Below are 22294 nucleotides of genomic sequence, written 5' to 3'. Positions count from 1 at the left end.
TTATGGCTCCATACCGGACTGGCTGGCCTGCAACAGACTGTCCTGCAGCTGACGGGCATACAGGGAAAATGCCGGACTGACGCGGAACGCCTCGCTGCGCGGGAACGGCTCCCGGATGGCGATATCTTCCACCACCCGTCCGGGACGGGCCGCCATCATGATCACCCGCTGCGAGAGAAACACCGCTTCGTGGATCGAGTGGGTGACGAAGACCACCGTCAGATTCTGCTCCTGCCACAGGCGCAGCAGATCGCTGTCGAGCTTGTTCCGCGTAATTTCATCCAGCGCGCCGAAGGGCTCATCCATCAGCAGCAGCTTTGGCCGGGTGACCAGGCCGCGGGCGATGGAGACGCGCATTTGCATGCCGCCGGAGAGTTCGCGCGGCAGGACGTCGGCGAACTTGCCGAGCCCCACCAGCTCAAGGACTTCACTCACCCGGGTATTCCCCTCCGCCCGCGGCACGCCGGCCAGATCCAGCGGCAGCCTGACGTTATTGCGCACGCTGCTCCAGGGCATCAGGGTGGCCTCCTGAAAGACGAACGAGAGCGGATGCTGCGCTTTTTCCCGGCTGTCGCGCCGCCACAGCATCAGCTTGCCGTCGCTGGGCTCCACCAGGCCGGCGACCATCTTCAGCAGCGTACTCTTACCGCAGCCGGACGGGCCGAGCAGGGTAATGAACTCCCCCTGGTTGATGGTCAGGTTAACGGGCAGCAGCGCCCGGGTGCCGTTGCTGTAGATCTTCTCCGCCGACAGCACCTCGATGGCCGGCGTGGCGGAGGCGGGCATAAAGCGGGTGTCGCTCATCACGGTCAGTTTCGGGGCAGTATTCATGGCATCACTCCGGCGTCTTTGACCATCTCCAGGGTGTAAGTCTGCTCAAACGGCACCTTGCTGGCGTCGATCAGTTTGTTTTTCACCAGCATGTCCCAGGTTTTCTTCAGCCGCGGCTCGGTGATGATGCCGATGCCGCCGGTCATGGCGTCGCCGCCGGTCACCAGCTGGTACTGCTTCATCTGGGCAATGCCAAAGGCGATCTGCTCGGCGCTCATTTGCGGGTTCGCTTTGCCGATCAGGCTGTTGCCGGGGCCAGGATCCTGCAGGTAGCTTTTCCACCCTTCCATGGAGGCTTTGACGAAGGCCGCCACCGCCGCCGGACGTTTGCGGATGGTGTCCGCCATACAGATAATCGAGTTGCCGTAGGGCGGGTAGCCCCAGTCGCTGAGCGGATAGACATAGAACGGCTGCCCGCCTTTGGCGACGGAGAACGGCTCGGAGGTCACGTAGCCCTGCTGCACCAGATTTTTATCGGCGAGGAACGGCTGGACGTTAAAGGTATAGGGGCGCACTTTGCTGCCAGCCAGACCCAGCTCGCTCTTCGCCCACGGCCAGAAGGAGGTATAGGCCTCGGTGGCGAGCAGGAAGGTTTTGTCTTTAAGCTCCGCCGGGTTGCTCACTTTGTCATGAGTGATAAACACCGTCGGCGAGTGCTGGAACACGGTGGCGACGGTTACCGCATGCACCCCGGCCTGCCAGGTCTCCAGCGCCTGGCCGTTGTCGCCAAGGGTGCAGTCCGCCTGGCCGGCCGCCATCAGCTGCATGACGTTGATCTGCGGGCCGCCCATTTTAATTTCGACATCAAGTCCGGCGTGCTTATACAGCCCGGTGGCCTGGGCCTGGTAAAAACCGCCATGCTCCGCCTGAGCATACCAGTTGGTGAGAAACGTGAACTTCTCCGCCGCGACGCAGGAGGCTGAGGCCGCGAGGGCGGCCACGGTCAGCAGGGTAAAAACTGGCGTTGATCTGGTATTCATCAGGGCTCCTTGGATTCAGCAGCGAAAGAGGGTGGTAGGGACTGCACAAAGCCGTGCCAGTGCTGTTTGCCCCAGGTCGGTTCGCGACGTTCGACCCAGGCCATGCGGTGGATCTCGATGATTGCCTGCGCCCAGCTGGCGGCGAGGGAGTCGAGAAGCCCTTCGCCTTGCTCCCGCGTCGCCGGGGTTGGGTCGCCAATCACCCCGCTGGGGCCAAAGTCATAGGACGCCCACGCCGCCGCAGGACGGCCTTTCGACAGGGTCGGGCAGGGGAATTCCGGCGGGAAGTTGGCGACCGCTCGCTCCATATGAACGCACTCCGGCGCCAGCGCCAGCATCAGCGCCGTTTCGCTATGCCCGGCGTGCATTGCCATCCGCTGTTCATGCGGGCTGAGGAACTGTTTTTCGCAGTTGGGCACGTTGAACACGTCGTGCGGGATGGCGATGAAATCCCCGTGGCGCAGGCGCATTTCCCGGCAGGCGATCTGCAGGATCTGCGGCTGGCCGCCGTGGCCGTTGATCATCAGCAGCTTGCGAAAACCGGCCCGATAGAGGGATTCGGCGATCTCCAGCAGGGTATGCAGCAGGGTGTCGCCGCTGAGGGTCAGGGTGCCGGGAAAATGCAGATGCTCCTCTGACTTACCGTAGACGATCGGCGGGATGGCGTAGGCCGGGATCGCCGCCGGCAGCCGGGCGAGGGCATGGCCCGCCACGCCGGAGGAGATCACGCTGTCCACCGAGCAGGGCAGATGGGGGCCGTGCTGTTCAATCGCCCCGGTGGGGAGGACGATAACCGTATTGCTTTTATCCGGCAGGGCGGCCACGTCCGTCCAGCTCAGAAAAGGGAGAAAGCGCGCTGCAGGAATGTAACCGTTAATCATCGCGGTGCCTCGGAGTGAATTGGCTGGGGTAACCAGACGGTTGCTTCGACTTCAATCAATACCGTGGCGTCGGGCAGCATTTCGCTGACCTGCACCACGGTGGATACGGGCGGCTGGTCGGGATAAAACAGCTTCCTGACCCGGCTGTAATAGGGAAAATGGTCAAGGTTGCGAAAGTACTGCACCAGCTTGATAACGTCGCTCATCTGCCCCCCCGCGGACGCCACGGTGCGGCGGATGCTTTCCAGTACGTACCAGCTCTGGGCGAGGATCGGCCCCTGCTTCGCATCGGTTGAAAATTCCCCGGTCGCCCCCAGCAGCTCCCGCACCGGCTCAGGCACATCCTGAAAGCCGTTGACGATGGTGCCGGTCAGGGGATTGACCGGAATAATGCCGGAGAGAAAAATAAAATCGCCGGCTCTGCGCCAGGCGGCATACCGCGCCAGCGGCGCCCCCGCGCCTGCTTCAAGACTCATGTGCCATCTCCTCCTGCCACACTCGCCGGTGGGTTAACCTGCCATGGTTAACCACCAGACGGGCGGCGCTGTTTAAAGGCCAGGTAAAACGGTCGCTACCCGGGAAAATCACCACGCTGGCCGCCGCCCCGACGGCAAAAGGGGCCGCGTCTGCCGGCGAACCGGTTAGCGCCGCGCGATCGCAGATCAGCCGAGACTGCCGGTCGAACGGGTCGCTGAGCTGGGCGCTGAACAGGCCGCAGGCCAGGGTGTCCAGCGGGTCGTAGCTTCCCGCCGGACAAAAGGCGTCCTGTACGTTGTCGCACCCAAGCAGGGTGGCCACGCCGACGGCCTGCGCCTCGTGCAGCAGGGTGATCCCCCGCTGGCGCGGCGTGCGGCCGAACGTCGCATCCTGCAGCAGCAGGTTGGTCATCGGCAGGGCGATAAGGGTGACGCCGTGCGCCGCCAGCTGGCGCAGGATCAGCGCCGCCTGCGCGTCGCTGCCGGCGGCCAGCGCGCAGCCGTGGCTGCAGCAGATATGCCCGGGGAATGGGTGGCGGGAGAGATGATCCGCCAGCCAGGTCAGCCCCTGAGACACCTTGCTGAGCTCCTCATCGATATGCAAATCCAGATCCAGTTCCCAGCGGGCCGCGCTGCGCAGCAGGTTTGCCATGGCGGCGGCGTCCCAGTTGGAGGAGTGAATGAAGCCCCCCAGCAGGCAGCGCTCCCCGCTGTTGGCGACCGTCCGGGCAATGGCCTCGGCATCCGCCGGATCGCGAAACAGGGGCAGCGGGACCAGCGCCACCCGTTCCAGGGTGATGCCGCCGGTATCGAGACGGGCGATCTCCTGCCAGGCGTCCGGCGCGTCGGCGGTAAACCAGTCGATATGGCTGCGTAAATAGGTCACGCCATTTGCGGCCGCCCGGGCCAGCGCGGCGGACGCCCGACGTTGAATATCCGCCCTGGTCCAGTGTCGGCGATCCTCGTGCATGGCGTGGATCGCCGCCAGCAGCCCGGCCTGCGCCGGACGGCAGCGTTCAATGGTAAAGGTTTTGTCCAGATGGGCATGGGGTTCCACCAGGCCGGGGAGCGTCAGGGTCCCCGCCAGGTCCCACAGGCCGGGAGCCGGCTCGACGGAGGGCGTCACGGCGGCGATCCGTCCATCGCGAAAGGCCAGGTCCGCCAGCCGCGGTTCACCGTTGGCCTGCGTCGGCCAGCCGTCGGGCAGCGCCCAGGCCGGAAGTCGGGCGCGGCTGATGCCGGTGAGCGGCGCGCAAGAGGAGGGGAACGTCATCGTCAGTCTCCTCACAGATCCAAAACCAGACCCGGCGATTTCGCCCGCGAACAGCAGAGCGTGATCTGGTCGTTGCCGGCTTTCTCCTCCGCCGTCAGCACGCTGTCCCGGTGCTCGGGGAGCCCGTCGAGAACCCCGGTAATACACGATCCGCACATTCCCTGTTCGCAGGAGAGCATCACCTCCACCCCGGCGTGCTGTAATACCTGAGCAATGGTTTGATCCGCGGCGACCTGCAGACGCTGCCCGCTGGAGGCCAGCTCAATATAAAATGCGTTGTTCGCCGCGATATTATTTTCCGCCGCGGGAGTAAAGCGCTCGAATACGAATTGCGACGGCGACCAGCGATATTCCTCCATGACTGACCGCAGTCGCTGAATAAAGCCCTCCGGGCCGCAGGCCACCACTGCGGTATCAGGGTGGGGCGTGGTTAAGCATTCGGGGATCCGCTGGCGAAACGACGCGCCTTCCTCGCTGCAGTGGATCGCCACCGTGCCGCTCGCGGCCAGCTGGGCCAGGCGTGATGTGAAGGCCGTCTGGCGCGAGCTGGCGACATAATAATGCAGCTCCAGCGCCCCTTTTCTGGCGGCAATCGCTTCGGCCATCGCCAGCAAAGGCGTGATGCCGATGCCGCCGGCAAACAGCAGGTAGCGCCCGGCCTCCGGCAGGGGAAAATGGTTGCGCGGCGACGAAATGGAGAGCCGATCGCCGTGTTTGAGCTGCTGGTGCAAATAGCGTGAGCCGCCGGTCGACGCGTCCGTCAGCCGGACGCAAACTTCATAATGATTACCGCGGTCAGGCATGCCGCACAGGGAATATTGCCGCGGGCCAACGCCGGGAATAATAATATCGATATGCGCCCCGGCGGAATAGGCCGGTAATATTTCCCCGGCTGCCGCCTGCAATATTAAAGATAGATTTCCCTCGCCGTTGGGGCGTATTTCCCCCACCGAGACCGAAATAAGATCGTGGCTGTGCATTACCGTTTTCTCTCCCTCAATCCGCTGTCTGCAGGGCGGCCAGGGGCAGCGAAGGGATACCCGCTCCTTCGCGGTGACTGTCCGGCGTGCAAAAATGGATGAAACGATCGTTTCTCCGCTATGAATGCTACGGTATTGTGATAAAACTGTTGCGTCCAGAGCTTTGATTCGCACAACCCGTTGCAAAAAAGAGAGCACCCAAACGATGTTTGCCTTCTCCCGATTTCTGCTCTATTTCACCGAAGTGGCCCGTCAGGGGTCGTTTCGTAAAGCGTCAGAGGCGCTGCATGTGTCTGCGTCTTCTATTGACCGTCAGATTTTGCGCGTGGAACAGGAGCTGGCGATGCCGCTCTTCGAGCGCCATCCCACCGGGCTGCGGCTGACCGCCGCCGGGGAGCTGCTGCTGCACGCGGCCAATAACTGGAAAAAGGACTTTACCCGGGTCTGCGAGCAGCTGGATGACCTGCGCGGACTGCGGCGGGGGCATGTGCGCATCGCCACTATCGATGCCATTAACCGGCATTTCTTTTCGACGATGCTTAAAGAGGTGCACAAACATTATCCCAACATCTCTTTTACATTGACCACCATCAACAATATCCACATCCAGCAGGCGCTGATCTCCGGCGAGGCGGATTTCGGCATCATGCTCAATCCGCAGACCTCCCGCGAACTGCAGGTGCGGGCGTTTGCCGAAATGAATATGGGGATCGTAGTGCCGACCGGCCATCCGCTGGCCAGCCGCAGCGCTGTGCGCTTTAGCCAGTGCATCGACTACCCGTTTATCCTGCCATCCGCCCCGTTGATGATCAGCGAACCGGTGGAGGCGCTGGTGAACATCAGCGGCAACGAGGTGAAGGAGGTGGCGGTATCGAATAACATCCACATGATCCGCACCCTGATCAAAGAGCAGATGGGCATCGGCATCCTGTGCCGGCTGGATATTCTCGATGAGATCGAGTCCGGCCAGCTGGCGTTTGTGCCGCTAACCGATCCGCAGCTTAAGCCTTTCACCCTGGCGCTATGCGTCTCGCCCGCCCGCCAGCTTTCCCTTGCCGCCTCGATGATGCTGAACCAGCTGGAGATGCTCTTCAGCCAGCTGTGAGAGACCGGACAGGCACTAAAATCATTCATCAACGCACCAAAGTGGTGCATTTATTGTGTGCATGAATCAAAGGTTGCATGCCCAAGGGCGGCGGCGCAGGCGATTTTTCGCGGCCGCTCGCGGGCCATCAAATCTGGCATTGTTTTTGTATAGCTGAGTGTGAGTAGAAGCGGTCAGTACGGGTTATCCATACGGGACATTGCTCAGTCACCATGTCGCGGTTCAATGTTGACCGGGATGGGAGGCTGAGCCACATTCGCTCGCTCCCCCTCCCGGCGTAAAGAGGAGAGGGATAATGAAAACAGGCGCACGCCTTCCCCGGGGTTTACGCTGGCTGGGCCTGATGGCCCTCGGCGGTGTCTCGCTGGCCGTTCAGGCCGAGGAAAAAATCGTTCTGCTGACCTCCTGGTACGCTCAGGCGGAGCAGGGGGGTTATTATCAGGCTCAGGCTACTGGGCTGTACAAAAAATATGGTCTCGACGTCGAGATCCGCTCCGGCGGACCGCAGGTCAACGGCATGCAGTTGCTGTTGTCCAAGCGGGCCGATGTGATCATCGGTTACGATCTGCAGCTGCTGGAAGGCATTCAGCGCGGCTTCCAGGCGAAAGCCATTGCCGCGCCCTTTCAGTACGATCCCCAGGGGCTGCTGACCCACGCCGATGTCAGCTCCCTGCAGGGGCTGAAAGACAAAACCATTCTGGTCTCCAGCTCCGGTCAGGCGACCTGGTGGCCGTGGCTGAAGGCGCAATACCAGCTGAGCGACGCTCAGGTTCGCCCCTATACCTTCAATATTCAACCCTTTGTCGTCGACGACGCTGTCGCCCAGCAGGCCTATGTCAGCTCCGAGGTGTTCCAGGTGCAGAAGGCCGGGGTGAAGGCGAACTTCTTCCTCTTTTCTGAGCATGGTTACCCTCCCTATGGCGGCATTCTCATCGCCCGCCCGGACACCATCGCTGAGCGTAAAGCGGCGATGGCGAAGTTTGTCCGCGCCTCAATGGAGGGTTGGGTGAGCTATCTCAAGGATCCGGCGCCGGGAAATGCGTTGATTAAGCAGGACAACCCGAAAATGACCGACGATCTGCTCGCCTGGGGCGTGACCCAGATCCGTGAGCATCACCTGATCGACGGCGGGGATGCCGCCAGCCAGGGCTGGGGGACGATGACCGACGCCCGCTGGCAAAAGACGCGCGATTTTATGGTCAGCGCCGGTCTGCTGGCGGCGGCCACCGACTGGAAACAGGCCTATACCACCGACTTTGTCCAGACCATGCAGGTTAAACCCTGAGGAGCGACGCCATGTCATTCATCATTAAAAATGCCCATGCCATCCTCAGCGGTCTGTCCGGAGAGGCGGCGCGGCTGGCCGGGCCGGATATTCGCATCCGCGACGGCAAGATTGCGGCCATCGGCAGCCTGACGCCGCTGCCGGAAGAGCGACTGATCGACGCCCGCGACTGCGTAATCTATCCGGCATGGGTGAATACGCACCATCATCTTTTTCAGTCGCTGCTGAAGGGCGAGCCGCAGGGGCTGAACCAGAGCCTGACGGCCTGGCTGAGCGCCACGCCGTACCGCTTTCGCGCGGCTTTCGATGAACATACTTTTCGTCTGGCGGTGCGCATTGGTCTGGTGGAGCTCCTGCGCTCGGGCTGCGCCAGCGTGGCGGATCACAACTACCTGTACTGGCCGGATATGCCTTTCGATACGTCGGAGATTCTCTTCAGCGAAGGGGAAGCGCTGGGGATGCGCATCGTTCTGTGCCGGGGTGGGGCGACCCAGGGCCGGGCGGTGGAGCAGGATCTGCCGGTGGCGCTGCGTCCGGAAACCTTCGACGGCTATATGGCGGATATCGAACGGCTGGTCAGCCGCTATCACGACCCGCGGCCCGACTCGCTGCGCCGGGTGGTGATGGCGCCCACTACCATCCTGCACTCCGCGCCGGGCGCCCAGCTGCGGGAGATGGCGAAGCTGGCCCGCCAGCTGGGGATCCGGCTGCACAGCCATTTATCGGAAACCGTCGATTATCTTGACGCCGCGCGGCAGAAATTCGCCATGACGCCGGTGCAGTTCTGCGCGGAGCACGACTGGCTGGGAAATGACGTGTGGTTTGCCCATCTGGTGAAGCTTCTGCCGGAGGAGATTGCCCTGCTGGGCCGCACCGGTACCGGCATTGCTCATTGTCCGCAAAGCAATGGCCGGCTGGGCAGCGGCATCGCCGATCTGCTGGCGCTGGAGCAGGCCGGGGTCCCGGTCTCGCTGGGGGTGGACGGCGCTGCCTCCAATGAAGCGGCGGATATGCAAAGCGAAGCCCATGCCGCATGGCTGCTACAGCGCGCGCGCAAAGGGATGCTGGCGCAGCCGCGCTACGCCGGAGGCACCTTCGAGGGCGGAGCCGATGCGGCCACGGTGGAGGATGTGGTGCGCTGGGGCAGCGCCGGCGGGGCGCAGATCCTTGGCTTAGCGCAGAGCGGCACCCTGCAGGTCGGGATGCAGGCGGACCTCGCCATTTACCGGCTGGACGATCCGCGCTACTTCGGCCTGCATGATATGGCGATTGGCCCGGTGGCCTGCGGCGGCCGCGCCGCGCTGAAGGCGCTGCTGCTGAATGGCCGGCCCATCGTGGAAGATGACGCCATTCCCGGTCTCGACCTTGACGCGATGCGCCACGACGCGCTGGCGGCAGTCCGTACCCTCCAACAGCGCGCCGCTGTTTAACTGATAACAGGATAATGACGATGAACGCAACCACCCAAAATCAACGCTATGCCTTACAGGAACTGGAAAAAGAGGCGCTGATGGGCGCCCAGGGCGAAGAGACCTTCGCCCGCGAAGTGCGCTGTATCGACCTGTCTAACTTTGCAGAAAGAAAAAATGACATTGCCGAACAACTGTGGGAGGCGGCGGTGGAGATCGGTTTCTTCCAGGTCAGCCACCATGGTATTCCGCTGGCGGAGATCCGCAAGGCGTTCAGCACGACCGAGGCGTTTTTCGACCTGCCCGACGAGGTGAAGCGCCAGTATCCGCTGGCCGGCAACGCCGGCTGGGAGAGCAAGGCGCAGGTCCGGCCATCGACCCGCACGCCGGATCAAAAAGAGTCATATCAGATAACCCGTCCGCTGATGGACGGGCGCTGGCCAAGCGACCGGGAGCTGCCAGGCTTCCGACAGACGATGCTCGGATTTGAATCGCAGTGCTGGCAGCTGGGGATGAAGATCCTCTCCTGCTTTGCTTTAAAGCTCGGTTTTCCGGAATCGTTTTTTACCACCGCGCACGATCCGCAGCGTGACACCTATCAGAGCACCTTGCGCATGCTGCACTACTATGCAACCGAGCAGTCGCAGCAGGGGATGTGGCGGGCCGGCGCGCATACCGATTTTGACTGCCTGACGCTGCTGTTCCAGCGCCCCGGTCAGGGCGGCCTGCAGGTCTGCCCTGGCAAGGACCGCGAAAGCCAGCAGTGGACCAGCATTGAGCCAAGGGAAGAGGTCATCACCTGCAATATCGGCGATATGCTGATGCGCTGGAGCGACGACCAGCTGCCGTCTAACTTCCACCGGGTGAGAAACCCGCAGCCCCACGAATATCAGGGGCCGCGCTACAGCCTGGCGTTTTTCTGCCAGGCCAATAAAGATATCGAGATCCTTGGGCCGCAGAGGAAGTACCCGCCCATCAGCGCCGAGGATTATCTGCAGCAGCGGATCCAGGCCAATTTCGCCAAAGGGTAGGATGTACTCTTGAGTGGTTTTCCTGTCGCTGGCTTTCGCTGGCCCGGCGGCAGGATATCCGGCGCTGGGCTTTTCACGGGGTCGGGGTTGCCGATGCGGGCGACAAGGGTATCTCTGCCGCAGCCATAAAATCGATAAAACAGCGTATTCGCGGCGACAGGTAGCGGCTGGCAGGCCACAGGACGGAGAAATGCCCATCCTTGACGCAACAGCCGGGCAACACCTCCTGCAGGTGTCCCTCATTGATGGCCTCACGCACAACAAAATCAGGAACATAGGCGATACCCATCCCCGCCGCGCTTAAGCGAATGGCAGCCTCAATGTTATTGACCCTCATCACGGAAGCGGCCCTGAAATCCCCCGTCAGCCGCATATCACGCAGTTCCCAGGGCTGGATCAGCCCCGTCGAAGGGAAGCGAAAAAAAATGCACTTGTGCGCCGCCAATTCCGCTGGCGAGCCGGGAACGCCGTATTCCGCCAGATATGCCGGGCTGGCGCAGAGCACAAAACGAAAACCCCCCAGCTTTCTGGCGATCAATCGGGAGTCCGCTAGTTCACCGCTGCGGATAGCGATATCAAATCCTTCATCGATCAGATTGACCAGCCGGTCACTAAAATCGAGATCCAGTTCAACCTGCGGATAACGACGGCTAAAGGCGGTGAGGGCAGGGAGCAGCAGGCGGTAGCCGATGACAGGCAGTGAAATTCTTAGTTTGCCGGAGGGCTGTGAGAGACTGCTCGTCAGCTCAGATTCGGCCTCCTGGATCTGCTCCAGGATACTCTGGCAGCGGGTCAGAAACGCGGCCCCCTCCGCCGTCAGGCTGACGTTTCTGGTGCTGCGGTTAAACAGCCGGACCCCCAGTTTATGCTCAAGCCGGGCGACATTCTTACCCACCGCCGAGGCTGAAATGCCCAGCAGCCTGGCGGCCTGAACAAAGCTTAGCGTTTCGGCGGTGCGGACAAAGGACGTTAGCGAGGTGAGGCTGTCCATCGATTATAAACCTTATGTCTCTTAAGAAGATATTTTCAGTCTATTTATCGGCATTAACATCCGCAATAGAATGGCGGCAGTTTATTCATTCCTTCCTTGCCGACTGATGAGGGCCGCCTGATGTTACTCACCGCCAGAACACATTCCCGATCCGCCAGCGCCCTGGCCGCGCTTTCTGTCTTTATGGCGGCCATGCTGCTGCCGTTAAGTTTTACCGGCGGCGTCATGACCACCCCGGCGATACAGCAGTCGCTGGGCGGCTCTCCCGCTGCGCTGTCGTGGCTGACCAATGGCTTTATGCTGACCTTCGGCAGCTTTTTGCTGGCCGCAGGCGTGACCGCGGATGCCATTGACAGAAAACGCATCTTTCTCGCTGGCGCCGCGCTGTTTTGCCTGAGCAGTCTGCTGTTTTGCCTGACGCACGAACTCTTCCTGTCAGGCGTGCTGAGGGCTCTGCAAGGTCTGGCCGCGGCGATGATTTTAGCCAGCGGCAGTGCGGCGCTGGCCCAGTTGTATGACGGCGCTCAGCGGACGCGGGCATTCAGCATCCTGGGCACGGTGTTCGGCGCCGGCCTGGCGTTCGGTCCGCTGCTGATCGGCTTCATGACCGACGCGGTGGGCTGGCGCGGCGTATACGCCCTGTTTGCGCTGCTCTCGGCGATGGTTCTGTTTCTCGGTCTTGCCTGTCTGCCCGCGGCAGAAAAAAGCGAGCCGCGGACACCCGACAATCTCGGCTTAACCCTGTTTACGCTGGCCCTGATGCTGTTCACTGCCTCGCTGATGGTCATTCCGGCCCGCGGTTTTTTATCGCTGACCACGCTGGCCTTGTTCATCGTATCGGGGGGGCTGTTCGTCGCGTTTGCCGTGCGCTGCCGAAGAGTGAACAACCCGGTGCTGGAACTCGCCCTGCTGCGCCATCCGCGTTTTGTCGGCGTACTGTTGCTGCCTGTCGCCACCTGCTGTTGCTACGTTGTCCTGCTGATTATCGTTCCACTGCATTTTATGGGCGGAGAGGGGATGAGTGAGTCGCAGAGCGCGCTGTATCTGATGGCGCTGACCGCGCCGATGCTGATTTTCCCATCCCTTGCGGCCCTGCTCACCCGCTGGTTTTCACCGGGGCAGGTGGCCACGGGGGGGCTGATGATTGCCTCCGTTGGGTTGCTGTTGCTGGGTGATGCTTTTCACAGCCACCGCCTCCCGCAGCTGGTGCTGGCGCTGATCCTGTGCGGGGCGGGGGCGGCGCTTCCCTGGGGATTGATGGATGGCCTGGCGATATCCGCAGTGCCGGTCGCCAAAGCCGGTATGGCGGCAGGCCTGTTCAACACCGTTCGCGTTGCCGGCGAGGGGATCGCCCTGGCGGTCGTCACCGCGGTATTAACGGCAAGCAATAACCTGACTCTGCAGAGTCGCGTTCATGGGTATGCGCCCGAGGTGATTCACCGCGCCGCAGGCTGGCTGGGGGCTGGTAATGTGCCGCAGGCGGCTGCGCTTTTGCCTGACTTTTCCCTTCGGGCGCTGCGCGAGAGCTATGACACTGCTTATACGGTACTGTTTAGCGGGCTGGCGGTCGTCACCCTGCTGTGCGCCCTGATGGTCTGGCGGACGCTATGCCGCAAGGGGGGCGCTATCCAGACCCGCCACAGCGGATCCTGAACCCCCATGACGGTGCACTGGCGTCACGCTCCCGGCAATCGCCTTTCCCGGTCTGCTCAGCGAACCGGGACTGTCATTGTTTCGCTGGCGGAACTATGCTGATTAGGGCGGCCACATGCGCCGCTCCGGCAGCGGAAACAGTGACTCACAGGTGGCGGTATGGCGAGCGATCCGGAACTGATTTACATCGAGATCCTTGAAACGGTGCTGATGGCCACCCTGGATCCTGATTTGTGGAAATCGGCGCTGCAGAAACTGGCGTTCCTCACCGGCCATCAGTACGCGGCATTTCTGTTCTACGATAAAGGCAACGCGCACCTGTTGACCGATTCACTCCTGCTGGAGGAGAAGGTTTTCACCGCCTATCGCGACGTGTTTCTGGCCATCGATCCCGCCGAAAAAATACTGACCGCGTTACCGGTCGGGCAGATGTACCGGGACCGCGAGTATTTAGGCGATAAGTTTATTGCCGGCAGCGTCTATTACAATGAGTTTCATCACCCCAACGATCTGAATAATCTTACCAGCGTCAAGCTGTGCACCCTCAATGGCTATGCCACCTATCTGTCACTGATGACGGCCAATACGGCAGCTTATCCGCAGCCGGCGCAGTTTGAACTGTTCAGGCGCCTGATCCCGGCGCTAAAAACCGCCTGCCAGCTACACGCCCGGTTTGAACAGCTGCGGGACACCATAAAATACCAGAGCGCGGTAATGGACAATGGGATCTACCCGGTATGGCTGGTGGATCATGGCGGTAACATTCTCTACGCCAGCGCGCATGCCGAACGCTACCTGCGCGCCAACGCTCGCCTCTCCTGGTACAGCGGGGGCGATACGCTGTGCCTTAATACCGACAGCAAAAAACTGAAACGGGCTATTGAGCAGGCCACCCGAACGGCAGAGCCGCCAAGGGCAGGACTGTGCTATACCGCCGGCCGCCAGCCGAAACCGATCCTGGTGATCCCGGCGGCCCGCCTTGCCGGGGTGGCCTGCGTGATTATTCCCGAGCCGTTTCTCACCGGCAGCGCCGTGATGGAGCTGTTTAACGTCAAGCCTGCCGAGAACGCAGTGGCGGAGCTGCTGGTGCGGGGCATGACGCCGGATGAGTGCGCCTTACATCTGGGCGTATCTATCGCCACCATCAGAACCCACCTCAGCGCCCTGTACCGGAAAACCCACACCCGTAATCAGGCAGAACTGTTGCTGATCATCCGCGCGATCCACGGCTGACAGCTTGCTCAGGAATGATGGTCGCGCAGGAAAACGGTCAGCACCTCTTTCGGCGGCACGCCGCCGCATTCGCCGATCATCCAGCCCACCGCGCCGCGGTGATAGGCGCCGTGAAAGAGCATGTGGTTGAGCATCTCCATCGCGGTCATATTGCCGTCGCCGCCGTCGACAAATGTGAAGGCGATACGTTCGTGGAAATCGGCGGGCGTCATGGCGCTGACGTACTGAATGTATTCGTCCGTACAGGCGGTCATGGCCGTTTCCAGCTCATCAACGGTTGGCGTCTCGGGGGTATTCAGCGCGGTGTAACCGTGCGTCTTGCCGCGCAGATTCGCCCGGAAAATCATGTCAACGACATGGATATGGTTCATCAGTCTGAGGGTCAGGTGACGCTTTTCGCCATGTACTGTACCGTCTATCGCGCGGATTGCCTGCAAGGTGGCAAGGTCAATCCAGCGCTTGTATTTCAACAGCGTCACTACGGTGTCTTTGTCCATTGTCGGTCCCGGGTTGGTTGAGCCACTATCTTAGCGATGATGCCAGCGAGTTGTCACTCTCCCGCGCCAGGCACAAAAAAGCCTCGCCGGGGCGAGGCTTTTTAATCAGCAGGTGATTTAGTCAAACACACCGTTAATCACGGCGGTAACGATGGCGGTGCTCAGGGCGACCAGCACCAGGTCATCGCCGACCGCGCGCCATTCATAGCCCGGATAATAGGGCAGGTCGTTAATCATAGAAGCGGGCAGGGTCTTTTTCGCGATACCCGGAGGTAACGGTTTGCCGCGGGCGACATTTTTGGCGATACCCGGAGGCAGCGCCTGATAGCCGACCAGACCGTAGTTCACCGCAAGAGAGCGCGCCCGTGAGAAGCTAATATCGCTGTCGACGTGGTCGGGCTTGCCGTAGTTTTTGCGGTTGCCATGATCGTCATTGGACTGACCTTTATTTTGTCCTTTATTGCCATGGTCGCCGCTGTTACCGCTGTTACCATGATTGCCACTATTGCCATGGTTACCACTGTTCCCGTGATTACCACCGCCGCCGCCATTGCCATTGCCGTTACCCGGGTTGGCATAGGCCGGAGCCGCCATGACGGCGAGAGAAATAACCGCCGCCAGTGCTGTTTTAATAGTGCGACGCTTAAGCATGATCTTGATTCCTTAATGTGGAGTACACGCATAAAAAATAAGATAAAGCTATGCCCCAGGCAATCTCATATAGTCTTATTTTTTGCCGGGCTTTCACGGGAAGGTCACAAAGGGATAGCGGGGCGCGGACGAGCAGTTCCATTGCTGCGTTTTGACAGACGGGCGACCGCGCCCCGCTAAATGTGTCGCCGGCAGGATCGCTCCCGGGCGTGTCGCAAAAAAATGCCCGAAGCCATCGGGCAAAAATGAATAAAAATATTACGCTTCATTCATAACGCGTCTCACAAGACGGAGCGGATAGTAAATCCTGGCGCCGCTGCGCACAATCGGCCGCTTGTTTAGAAATAAATAACCCCCGCCGACCGCGCTCAGGACGCGATCCAATGGCAGGCGACCCGATGGCCAGGGGCCACCTCGCGCAGCGCCGGCGCTTCTCTGCGGCACCGCTCGCCGACCTGCGGGCAACGGGATGAAAAACGGCAGCCGGCGGGAGGATTGACCGGATCCGGGATCTCGCCTTGCACCAGCGTCTGCGGTTCGCTGTGCGGGTCGAGGGTCGGCACCGCGGCCAGAAGCGCGCGGGTGTAGGGGTGGAGGGGGCGGCTGAACAGCGCATCGCGGCTGGCGCTTTCCACCATTTGCCCGAGATACATCACCGCCACATCGTCACATAGATGCTCCACCACCCCGAGGTCGTGGGAGATAAACAGAAACGTGACGCCGCGGTCGTCGCGCAGGTCGGAAAACAAATTGATGATCTGCGCCTGAATGGACACATCGAGGGCCGAGATGGGCTCATCGGCGACGATAAAATCCGGGTTGAGGATCAGCGCCCGGGCAATACCGATCCGCTGGCGCTGGCCGCCGGAAAACTGATGCGGGAAGCGGGCGTAGTGTTCCGGCGCCAGGCCGCAGATCTTCATCACGTCGATCACCCGGTCATACAGCTCATCGCGGGCGCAGAGCTTGTGCTGCAGCATAGCTTCGCCTATCGCCTCGCCAATACGCAGCCGCGGGTTCAGCGAGCTGTAGGGATCCTGAAATACCAGCTGCATCTTCGGCCGAATGGCGCGCAGGGCAGGCGCGGTCAGGTCGGCCAGCTCCTGACCGTGAAATTTCACGCTGCCGGCGCTCTTCTCGTACAGGCCAAGCAGGGTTCGGCCGACGGTGGTTTTCCCGCTGCCGGACTCGCCCACCAGGCCAAAAATGGTGCCCGGACGGATGTTAAAGCTGACGCCGTCCACCGCGCGAAGCTCGCCGGTCTGTTGGCCAAACAGGCCGTCGCGCAGCGGAAAATATTTTTTCAATCCATCCACTTCAATAACATAGCGTTCGCTCATGCTGTCGCCTCCGCAAATTCGCTGTAAAAGCAGGCGGCCCGCTGGCGCTCGCCGAGCAGCGGCGGAATCGCCTCCCGGCAGCGCGCCGTCGCCCGCTCGCAGCGCCCGGCAAAGGCGCAGCCCGTCGGCAGGGCGGCCAGGTCCGGCACCTGGCCGGGAATCGAGTACAGCCGCCGACGCCGCTCGCCCGGCACCGGGCGGGAGGCGATGAGCCCACGCGTATAAGGGTGCTGCGGATGGCGTAATACCTCCGCGGTGGCGCCCTGTTCCACAATCCGTCCGGCATACATCACCACTACCTGCTCGGCCATCTGCGCGATCACCCCCAGGTCGTGGGTAATCAGCATCATCGCCATCTGGCTGGCCCGCGCCCGGTCCCGCAGCAGGCGCAGGATCTGCGCCTGCACGGTGACGTCGAGCGCGGTGGTGGGTTCGTCGGCAATCAGCAGTTTGGGCTGACAGCTCAGCGCCATGGCGATCATCACCCGCTGCAGCATGCCGCCGGAAAGCTGGTGGGGATAGCTGACCATCAGGCTGTCGCCGCGCGCCAGGCCGACCTCGCTTAGCAGCCGGGTAGCCTGCTGCCAGGCGGCTTTCGGCGTGGCGCCGAGGTGGCGGATCGGTGGTTCGCACAGCTGCTCTCCGATGGTCAACACCGGGTTCAGGGCCGACATCGGTTCCTGAAAGATCATTGCCAGCTGGTGGCCGCGCAGGTCGGCCATCTGTCTGGCTTTTAGCCGCAGCAGATCGCGGTCCGCGAAACGGATCTCGCCGCCGTCGATGCGCGCGGCCTGCGGCGGCAGGAGGCCCATCAGCGCCATCGCGGTGACGCTTTTGCCGCAGCCGGACTCGCCCACCACGCCAACGGTTTGCCCGGCCTGAATCATGAAAGAGACGTCCTGCACCGCGCGCACGCGATGGCGTTCGCCAGCGAAAGAGACGGAGAGATGATTAAAGGAGACTAACGGTATGCTCATTTCAGCCTCGGTTTCATATTGGGATCCATGGCGTCGCGCAGGCCATCGCCCAGCACGTTAATGGCGATCACGGTGATAAAGATGGCGATCCCTGGCGGCATCCACAGCCAGGGACGGCGCTGGAAATCGATCAGGCCATTGGCGGCGTCCATCATATTGCCCCACGACGGCGTCGGCGGCACCACGCCGAGGCCGAGATAGCTCAGCGCGGATTCGCTGAGAATGGCGTTGGCGACAGCCATGGTCGCCATCACCACCATAATCGGAATGGTATTCGGCAGCAGGTGGCCAAACAGCCGGCGACGCGCCGACAGGCCCAGCACCTGGGTGGCCAGCATAAAATCGCGTTCGCGCAGGGAGAGACATTGTCCGCGCACCAGCCGCGCCAGTCGGGGCCACTCCAGCAGGCTGAGCATCACCACCACCATATAGATGCGCGAGTCCGGAGAAAAATCGAGCTCGGAAAGCATCGCCCCGGCGACGATCAACAGCGGCAATCCGGGGATGGTCATCACCAGGTCGGCCACGCGCATGATCACTCTGTCGGTTAACCCGCCGACATACCCCGAGAGAGCGCCGAGCAGATAGCCCAGGAACACCGACATCACCATGGTCAGCAGACCGATAATCAGCGAGATGCGCCCGGCCAGCAGCAGGCGGGTGTAAACATCACGGCCGAGGAAATCGGTCCCCAGCCAGTGTTCGGCACCGGGCGGGTGGTTGATGCTCAGGGCGTCGGTGGCATCCTCTTTCCACGGCGACCAGACGGGCCCCAGCGCGCACCACACCGCCATGACCGCCAGCAGGAACAGGCAGAACATGGCCAGCCGGTTACGGCGCAGCTGTCGCCACCCCTGGCGCCAGGGAGAGGGGGTAATGTGCGCCAGCGCCGGGATAGCCGCCTGCCGCTGGCGACGACGGGTAGCAAAGTAAGACGGAATCATCATGACCTCACCCGAATACGCGGATCGGCCCAGGCGTACAGCACGTCGGCGAGCAAATTACCGACGATCGTCAGCACCGCCAGAAACAGGGTGAACCCCATCAGCACCGGATAGTCGCGGGCGGCCAGCGAGTCGATATGGATGTGGCCCGCCCCCGGCCAGTTGAATACCTTTTCGGTAATGATCGCCCCGGAGAACAGCCCCGGCAGCTCGAAGCCCAGCAGGGTGATGATCGGCAGCAGGGCGTTGCGCAGCGCATGTTTGAGGATCACCGTGCGCTCCTGCAACCCCTTGGCGCGGGCGGTACGGATAAAATCCATTTTCACCACGTCGAGCATACTGGCGCGCACATAGCGCGTCAGGCTGCCCGCCTGCAGCATCACCAGCGCCAGCACCGGCAGCGCCAGGTGGGCCGCCACCTGCAGCACATACTGCCAGCCGCTCTCGTCGCTGCCGGTATTGGTCATCCCGCCTACCGGCAGCCAGTGGAGATCGACGGCAAACCATTTAATCAGCAGCAGGCAGAGGAAAAAGGTGGGGAACGACATGGCGGCAAACACCGCGACGCTCACCAGATGATCAAACCAGGAGCCGGGTCGCAGGGCTGACACCACGCCGACCGCCAGGCCAATGCCCCAGTAAAAGACCAGCGCGACGCTGGCCAGCAGAAAAGAGTTCCAGATGTACTGGTTGAGCAGCTGGCTGACCGGGATCTGATACTGCAGCGAAAAGCCTAAATCGCCGCGCAGCAGCTGTCCCAGCCAGTGGAGATAGCGGGTGAACAGCGGCTGGTCAAGGCCATAGATCGCCTTCAGCTCCGCGGCGCGGGCGGCGGTCAGGGTGATATTGCCATCGATAAAGTCGCCGGGGGTTTTGGCAAACAGCATAAAAATAATGAACGAGGCCAGCAGCAGCATCGGCAGCGTTTGCAGCAGGCGCCTCAGGATGAAATTTTTCATGACGATCTCGCATCAGCCGCCGGTTAACCCGGCGGCCAGGGGATTTACTTGACGATTTTCACATCCGGCAGGCTGCCGGTCAGGCCGTTGTAGATATCCGGTTTAAAGCCGGTGACGCGGGCGCTGCTGGCGGAAAGAATGTTGCGATAGCCGAGCAGGATCACCGGTGGATCGTCGGCCAGCACTTTGTACAGCTGGTGATAGATCGGCTTGCGCTGTTCGATGTCGAGCACCGCGTTGCCGGCGTTAATCAGCTTATCGACCTCCGCGTTGTGGTAGCCGGACGCTTTCGCTTCGCTGCTGTAAAAATCCCATACCCCATCATGCGGGTCGTTGAGGGTGCTGGTGCTGAACGAGGCCAGATCGTAATTTCCGGCTTTGCGCTGCGCCATCAGGGCGTTGAAATCCACCACCTGCGGCTTAAGCAGCACGCCGATCTGCCGCCAGTTCTCTTTGGCGATGGGGATCAACGCATCGTTGAGCACCTTCTTGCTCACCAGCAGGGTCAGCTCCAGACGCTGGCCCTCTTTGACGCGGATACCGTCGGCGCCAGCTTTCCAGCCGGCCTCATCGAGCAGCTTTTTCGCCTGCGCCGGATCGTAAGGGTAAGGATTGACGCCTTCTGCGTTAAAGGCCCAGGAGATAGGGGCGATCGGCTCGATGGCGACTTTGCCGTATCCCTGATAGACCACGTCGATCAGCTTTTGCCGGTCCAGGCCGTAAATCAGCGCCTGGCGCACCCGCTTATCCTGCAGCGCCGGGCGATGAACGTTGAATTCCACCTGGCTGTAGTCGCTGGAGCCGTAAAGGTTAATGTTGGCGAAGCCGAGCATCTTCAGCTGTTCGATATCGTCAGGACGTGAGGTAAAGGCGTCGTAGTCGGTCTCCCCGGTCTGGAACAGCTGGAAGTTGGTCGACGGATTGGTTACGCGATAGATAAAGCGCGGCGTTGGCGGCGTCCCACGGTAAAAGTGGCTATTGGCATGGAAGCGAATTTCCTGACCGGGAATATAGGTATCGTACACGTAAGGGCCGTTGCCCAGCGGCTTGCCGTGCAGTGAGCGCAGATAGTCGAGATTTCCCCGCTGATATCCTTTGCCGTACCAGGCTTTCGACAACACCGGCCCGCCAATTTTGGCCAGCGTGGTGGCGCCTGGCTGGGTGGTGGTTACCTGCAGGGTGAGCGGGTCGATGACCTTCAGGCCGCTGACGCGGTCAGCCTTGCCGGCTTTGTATTCTGCGCCGCCGGCGATATTGGCCAGAGTGATGTCGGTATCGCCATCATATTTGGGGTCGAGCAGGACCGTCAGGGTAAAGGCGACATCTTCCGCCGTCAGCGGTGAACCGTCGCTGAAGGTCAGGCCAGGGCGCAATTTGATGGTATAGACTTTATTGTCCGGGCTGACCGTCCAGCTCTCCGCCAGCCCCGGGACCAGCTTGCCCTGGCTGTCCCAGTCGATCAGGCGTGAAAAAATGACGTTAGTGACGTTCTCATCCCAGCCGTTGACGAAAAAGTAGGGGTTGAAGATCCCCTGCGGCTCGGAGATCCCGGCCACTACCGTGTCCTTGCGCAGCTTAGCGCTGGCCGGGATCTGACTGGCGTCGGCGGCCGGGGTGATACCTTCTTTCAGGAGACCCTCAGCAAAGATGGCAGAAGAAAATGCTACCACGCCGCCGAGCAGGGCCACTTTTAGCGCCAGGGCAAAGCGGGTTTTTCTGGTTTTTAATCCTTGTTGTAATCTGGACAAAAGTGCTACCTCATCAAGTGATTGCGTGGTGATTTACAATTCATGACGAAAGATAAGAGGCGCACTTCGCCCTGTCTAACACTGAAACGCTATGATTTATAACCAATTATCCTTAGCAAAGGATCGGCAATATAATCCCATTCTATGGCTATGAAGCAGTGGTTTCCGCTGTGCGATGAGGGAGGCAACATGCTGTCCGCGACCCAGCCTTTCCATCGCGAGGTTCTGAACAGGCGTCACACCTGCGCGGTATTCGCCGGCTGGGCGAGAACGATGAAAGTGAACCCGTACCGACCGCCGTGTACGGCGTAAGGCACCGTGGCGGTCGGTTCCGGGCAGACGTTAACGCTCCTTCGCCGCAGGGGGAAGCAGTGAGGGGGCGGTTGCGGCTAGCGGCTGCCAGAGCCGCTCGGGGTCGCGAAACCCCTCTTCGATGAGGGCATAAAAGCGGCTGGCGTGGAGACCGTCGACGAAGGCATGGTTAAATCGCCCGGCCACCGGGATCACGCCGTTCTGCAGTTTCCCCCAGGTGAGCGCCGGAACCGCGGCGCCCACCGCGTATTCCGCATGGGTCATCGAGGTGAAGTGGAGCCACGGCAGACAGCTGGCGCAGATAAAATGTTCGCCATCGACGATGAGCGGCGCAGGCGATGTCTCTCTTGCCGCGACGATCTTTGGCGTTGCCGCGGCGCTGAAGGTGGTGAACTCGGGAGCGTTGTCGCACCATACCTGGCGGAAGCCCTCCTCGACGGTCATCACCGGCGTCATGACCGCCAGACTGTCATATTCAATCACCTCGCCATTGCGCAAGCGCTGTCGGAGCTGCGGTACCCCGTTGGCCGCGCGCAGCAGGGCATAGAGCGTGAGCTGAAAAAACGAGACCCGACGGTCCTTCGCACATTCGTACAGGCGCTGCGCCTCTATCGGAACGCAGAGATTAAAGCTGGGGTTGGCAAATTGTCGGTAAAAGGTGAAATGGTCCCGGCGGGGCCAGGCCGCGGTGTCGATGATCCGGTAATGTGCCATGGATGCCTCCTTATGGCTGGCGGT

At 61.4% G+C, this 22294-nt stretch carries 21 protein-coding genes and 1 pseudogene; 7 read left to right on the top strand and 15 right to left on the bottom strand.

From position 1 onward, the window contains the following. Genes ACOI7Z_RS05560 through ACOI7Z_RS05535 form a run of 6 tightly spaced genes read right to left on the bottom strand, consistent with a single transcriptional unit; the run spans window position 1 to window position 5421 of the window. On the bottom strand, window positions 1-831 hold the full coding sequence (locus ACOI7Z_RS05560) for an ABC transporter ATP-binding protein (RefSeq protein WP_065881457.1): 831 nt from the start codon (window positions 829-831) through the stop codon (window positions 1-3). After that, window positions 828-1811 (bottom strand): ABC transporter substrate-binding protein, encoded by a 984-nt coding sequence (locus tag ACOI7Z_RS05555; RefSeq protein ID WP_086075926.1) that lies wholly within the window; start codon window positions 1809-1811, stop codon window positions 828-830. Before ACOI7Z_RS05555 ends, ACOI7Z_RS05560 begins: the two co-directional genes overlap by 4 nt. Then, window positions 1811-2692, bottom strand: a complete 882-nt coding sequence (locus ACOI7Z_RS05550) for a creatininase family protein (RefSeq protein WP_032453162.1) — start codon at window positions 2690-2692, stop codon at window positions 1811-1813. Before ACOI7Z_RS05550 ends, ACOI7Z_RS05555 begins: the two co-directional genes overlap by 1 nt. Then, window positions 2689-3168, bottom strand: coding sequence for a RidA family protein (locus ACOI7Z_RS05545; RefSeq protein WP_016161230.1), 480 nt, complete (start codon window positions 3166-3168; stop codon window positions 2689-2691). Before ACOI7Z_RS05545 ends, ACOI7Z_RS05550 begins: the two co-directional genes overlap by 4 nt. Next, window positions 3158-4441 carry a cytosine deaminase gene (locus ACOI7Z_RS05540; RefSeq protein WP_087776874.1) on the bottom strand — a complete coding sequence of 428 codons (1284 nt, stop codon included), beginning with the start codon at window positions 4439-4441 and terminating at the stop codon, window positions 3158-3160. The genes ACOI7Z_RS05545 and ACOI7Z_RS05540 overlap by 11 nt, the downstream gene beginning before the upstream one ends. Before the next feature lie 11 nt (window positions 4442-4452). Next, a complete protein-coding gene (locus ACOI7Z_RS05535; protein WP_065812963.1) occupies window positions 4453-5421 on the bottom strand; it encodes a PDR/VanB family oxidoreductase in 969 nt (322 codons plus the stop codon). A gap of 205 nt (window positions 5422-5626) precedes the next feature. Here ACOI7Z_RS05535 and ACOI7Z_RS05530 point away from each other — a divergent pair, with 205 nt between their 5' ends. The 4 genes from ACOI7Z_RS05530 to ACOI7Z_RS05515 all read left to right on the top strand — a co-directional run bounded on the left by ACOI7Z_RS05530 (window position 5627) and on the right by ACOI7Z_RS05515 (window position 10251). Further along, window positions 5627-6526 carry a LysR family transcriptional regulator gene (locus ACOI7Z_RS05530; RefSeq protein ID WP_004202952.1) on the top strand — a complete coding sequence of 300 codons (900 nt, stop codon included), beginning with the start codon at window positions 5627-5629 and terminating at the stop codon, window positions 6524-6526. 295 nt (window positions 6527-6821) lie between these two features. After that, window positions 6822-7811, top strand: a complete 990-nt coding sequence (locus ACOI7Z_RS05525; protein WP_048335915.1) for an ABC transporter substrate-binding protein — start codon at window positions 6822-6824, stop codon at window positions 7809-7811. An 11-nt stretch (window positions 7812-7822) separates the two neighbouring features. Continuing rightward, entirely contained in the window at window positions 7823-9241 is a 1419-nt protein-coding gene (locus tag ACOI7Z_RS05520) for an amidohydrolase family protein (RefSeq protein ID WP_087776880.1), read from the top strand. Window positions 9242-9261: 20 nt separating this feature from the next. Then, on the top strand, window positions 9262-10251 hold the full coding sequence (locus tag ACOI7Z_RS05515) for an isopenicillin N synthase family dioxygenase (protein WP_087849284.1): 990 nt from the start codon (window positions 9262-9264) through the stop codon (window positions 10249-10251). 73 nt (window positions 10252-10324) lie between these two features. Here the strand turns inward: ACOI7Z_RS05515 and ACOI7Z_RS05510 are convergent, their stop codons facing one another. After that, window positions 10325-11242 carry a LysR family transcriptional regulator gene (locus ACOI7Z_RS05510; protein ID WP_087849283.1) on the bottom strand — a complete coding sequence of 306 codons (918 nt, stop codon included), beginning with the start codon at window positions 11240-11242 and terminating at the stop codon, window positions 10325-10327. A 120-nt stretch (window positions 11243-11362) separates the two neighbouring features. On the opposite strand from ACOI7Z_RS05510, the gene ACOI7Z_RS05505 reads away from it, so the two are divergent. The 3 genes and pseudogenes from ACOI7Z_RS05505 to ACOI7Z_RS05495 all read left to right on the top strand — a co-directional run bounded on the left by ACOI7Z_RS05505 (window position 11363) and on the right by ACOI7Z_RS05495 (window position 14128). Continuing rightward, on the top strand, window positions 11363-12895 hold the full coding sequence (locus tag ACOI7Z_RS05505) for an MFS transporter (RefSeq protein ID WP_065881476.1): 1533 nt from the start codon (window positions 11363-11365) through the stop codon (window positions 12893-12895). 159 nt (window positions 12896-13054) lie between these two features. Then, window positions 13055-13168 (top strand): annotated as a pseudogene (locus tag ACOI7Z_RS05500) (LuxR family transcriptional regulator); the annotation flags it as partial. Between the two features lie 156 nt (window positions 13169-13324). Continuing rightward, on the top strand, window positions 13325-14128 hold the full coding sequence (locus ACOI7Z_RS05495; RefSeq protein WP_309298357.1) for a helix-turn-helix transcriptional regulator: 804 nt from the start codon (window positions 13325-13327) through the stop codon (window positions 14126-14128). 8 nt (window positions 14129-14136) lie between these two features. Here ACOI7Z_RS05495 and ACOI7Z_RS05490 read toward each other — a convergent pair whose 3' ends face one another. The 8 genes from ACOI7Z_RS05490 to ACOI7Z_RS05455 all read right to left on the bottom strand — a co-directional run bounded on the left by ACOI7Z_RS05490 (window position 14137) and on the right by ACOI7Z_RS05455 (window position 22270). Continuing rightward, window positions 14137-14625, bottom strand: coding sequence for a DinB family protein (locus ACOI7Z_RS05490; RefSeq protein ID WP_065881478.1), 489 nt, complete (start codon window positions 14623-14625; stop codon window positions 14137-14139). 117 nt (window positions 14626-14742) lie between these two features. Beyond that, window positions 14743-15276, bottom strand: a complete 534-nt coding sequence (locus ACOI7Z_RS05485) for an anti-virulence regulator CigR family protein (RefSeq protein ID WP_023289974.1) — start codon at window positions 15274-15276, stop codon at window positions 14743-14745. A gap of 368 nt (window positions 15277-15644) precedes the next feature. Next, a complete protein-coding gene (locus tag ACOI7Z_RS05480) occupies window positions 15645-16616 on the bottom strand; it encodes an ABC transporter ATP-binding protein (protein WP_087849282.1) in 972 nt (323 codons plus the stop codon). Next, the gene (locus ACOI7Z_RS05475) at window positions 16613-17593 is read right to left on the bottom strand and encodes an ABC transporter ATP-binding protein (protein ID WP_087849281.1); all 981 of its coding nucleotides are present in this window, start codon (window positions 17591-17593) and stop codon (window positions 16613-16615) included. Before ACOI7Z_RS05475 ends, ACOI7Z_RS05480 begins: the two co-directional genes overlap by 4 nt. Continuing rightward, window positions 17590-18540, bottom strand: coding sequence for an oligopeptide ABC transporter permease (opp4C, locus tag ACOI7Z_RS05470; RefSeq protein ID WP_087849280.1), 951 nt, complete (start codon window positions 18538-18540; stop codon window positions 17590-17592). Before opp4C ends, ACOI7Z_RS05475 begins: the two co-directional genes overlap by 4 nt. Continuing rightward, on the bottom strand, window positions 18537-19496 hold the full coding sequence (locus ACOI7Z_RS05465) for an ABC transporter permease (protein ID WP_008804589.1): 960 nt from the start codon (window positions 19494-19496) through the stop codon (window positions 18537-18539). The genes opp4C and ACOI7Z_RS05465 overlap by 4 nt, the downstream gene beginning before the upstream one ends. Window positions 19497-19540: 44 nt before the next feature. Continuing rightward, window positions 19541-21244: an ABC transporter substrate-binding protein gene (locus ACOI7Z_RS05460; RefSeq protein ID WP_086075940.1), complete on the bottom strand. Its 1704-nt coding sequence runs from the start codon at window positions 21242-21244 to the stop codon at window positions 19541-19543. A gap of 342 nt (window positions 21245-21586) precedes the next feature. Further along, entirely contained in the window at window positions 21587-22270 is a 684-nt protein-coding gene (locus ACOI7Z_RS05455; RefSeq protein WP_087849279.1) for a CatA-like O-acetyltransferase, family 1, read from the bottom strand. Window positions 22271-22294: the final 24 nt, after the last annotated feature.

Origin of the sequence: Klebsiella sp. C283, from assembly GCF_048822555.1 — a bacterium.
Lineage (GTDB): Bacteria > Pseudomonadota > Gammaproteobacteria > Enterobacterales > Enterobacteriaceae > Klebsiella > Klebsiella quasipneumoniae.
Note: the sequence above shows the minus strand (reverse complement) of the source record. Positions and strands in the feature narration are given on the sequence as shown.

Bases quoted from the DNA above. Each gene is read 5' to 3' on its own strand.
- ACOI7Z_RS05560 (WP_065881457.1), bottom strand. From the start codon at position 831: ATGAATACTGCCCCGAAACTGACCGTGATGAGCGACACCCGCTTTATG.
- ACOI7Z_RS05520 (WP_087776880.1), top strand. From the start codon at position 7,823: ATGTCATTCATCATTAAAAATGCCCATGCCATCCTCAGCGGTCTGTCC.
- ACOI7Z_RS05545 (WP_016161230.1), bottom strand. From the start codon at position 3,168: ATGAGTCTTGAAGCAGGCGCGGGGGCGCCGCTGGCGCGGTATGCCGCC.
- ACOI7Z_RS05485 (WP_023289974.1), bottom strand. From the start codon at position 15,276: ATGCTTAAGCGTCGCACTATTAAAACAGCACTGGCGGCGGTTATTTCT.
- opp4C (WP_087849280.1), bottom strand. From the start codon at position 18,540: ATGATGATTCCGTCTTACTTTGCTACCCGTCGTCGCCAGCGGCAGGCG.
- ACOI7Z_RS05480 (WP_087849282.1), bottom strand. From the start codon at position 16,616: ATGAGCGAACGCTATGTTATTGAAGTGGATGGATTGAAAAAATATTTT.
- ACOI7Z_RS05505 (WP_065881476.1), top strand. From the start codon at position 11,363: ATGTTACTCACCGCCAGAACACATTCCCGATCCGCCAGCGCCCTGGCC.
- ACOI7Z_RS05530 (WP_004202952.1), top strand. From the start codon at position 5,627: ATGTTTGCCTTCTCCCGATTTCTGCTCTATTTCACCGAAGTGGCCCGT.
- ACOI7Z_RS05490 (WP_065881478.1), bottom strand. From the start codon at position 14,625: ATGGACAAAGACACCGTAGTGACGCTGTTGAAATACAAGCGCTGGATT.
- ACOI7Z_RS05495 (WP_309298357.1), top strand. From the start codon at position 13,325: ATGTACCGGGACCGCGAGTATTTAGGCGATAAGTTTATTGCCGGCAGC.
- ACOI7Z_RS05535 (WP_065812963.1), bottom strand. From the start codon at position 5,421: ATGCACAGCCACGATCTTATTTCGGTCTCGGTGGGGGAAATACGCCCC.
- ACOI7Z_RS05555 (WP_086075926.1), bottom strand. From the start codon at position 1,811: ATGAATACCAGATCAACGCCAGTTTTTACCCTGCTGACCGTGGCCGCC.
- ACOI7Z_RS05475 (WP_087849281.1), bottom strand. From the start codon at position 17,593: ATGAGCATACCGTTAGTCTCCTTTAATCATCTCTCCGTCTCTTTCGCT.
- ACOI7Z_RS05510 (WP_087849283.1), bottom strand. From the start codon at position 11,242: ATGGACAGCCTCACCTCGCTAACGTCCTTTGTCCGCACCGCCGAAACG.
- ACOI7Z_RS05525 (WP_048335915.1), top strand. From the start codon at position 6,822: ATGAAAACAGGCGCACGCCTTCCCCGGGGTTTACGCTGGCTGGGCCTG.
- ACOI7Z_RS05540 (WP_087776874.1), bottom strand. From the start codon at position 4,441: ATGACGTTCCCCTCCTCTTGCGCGCCGCTCACCGGCATCAGCCGCGCC.
- ACOI7Z_RS05455 (WP_087849279.1), bottom strand. From the start codon at position 22,270: ATGGCACATTACCGGATCATCGACACCGCGGCCTGGCCCCGCCGGGAC.
- ACOI7Z_RS05465 (WP_008804589.1), bottom strand. From the start codon at position 19,496: ATGAAAAATTTCATCCTGAGGCGCCTGCTGCAAACGCTGCCGATGCTG.
- ACOI7Z_RS05550 (WP_032453162.1), bottom strand. From the start codon at position 2,692: ATGATTAACGGTTACATTCCTGCAGCGCGCTTTCTCCCTTTTCTGAGC.
- ACOI7Z_RS05515 (WP_087849284.1), top strand. From the start codon at position 9,262: ATGAACGCAACCACCCAAAATCAACGCTATGCCTTACAGGAACTGGAA.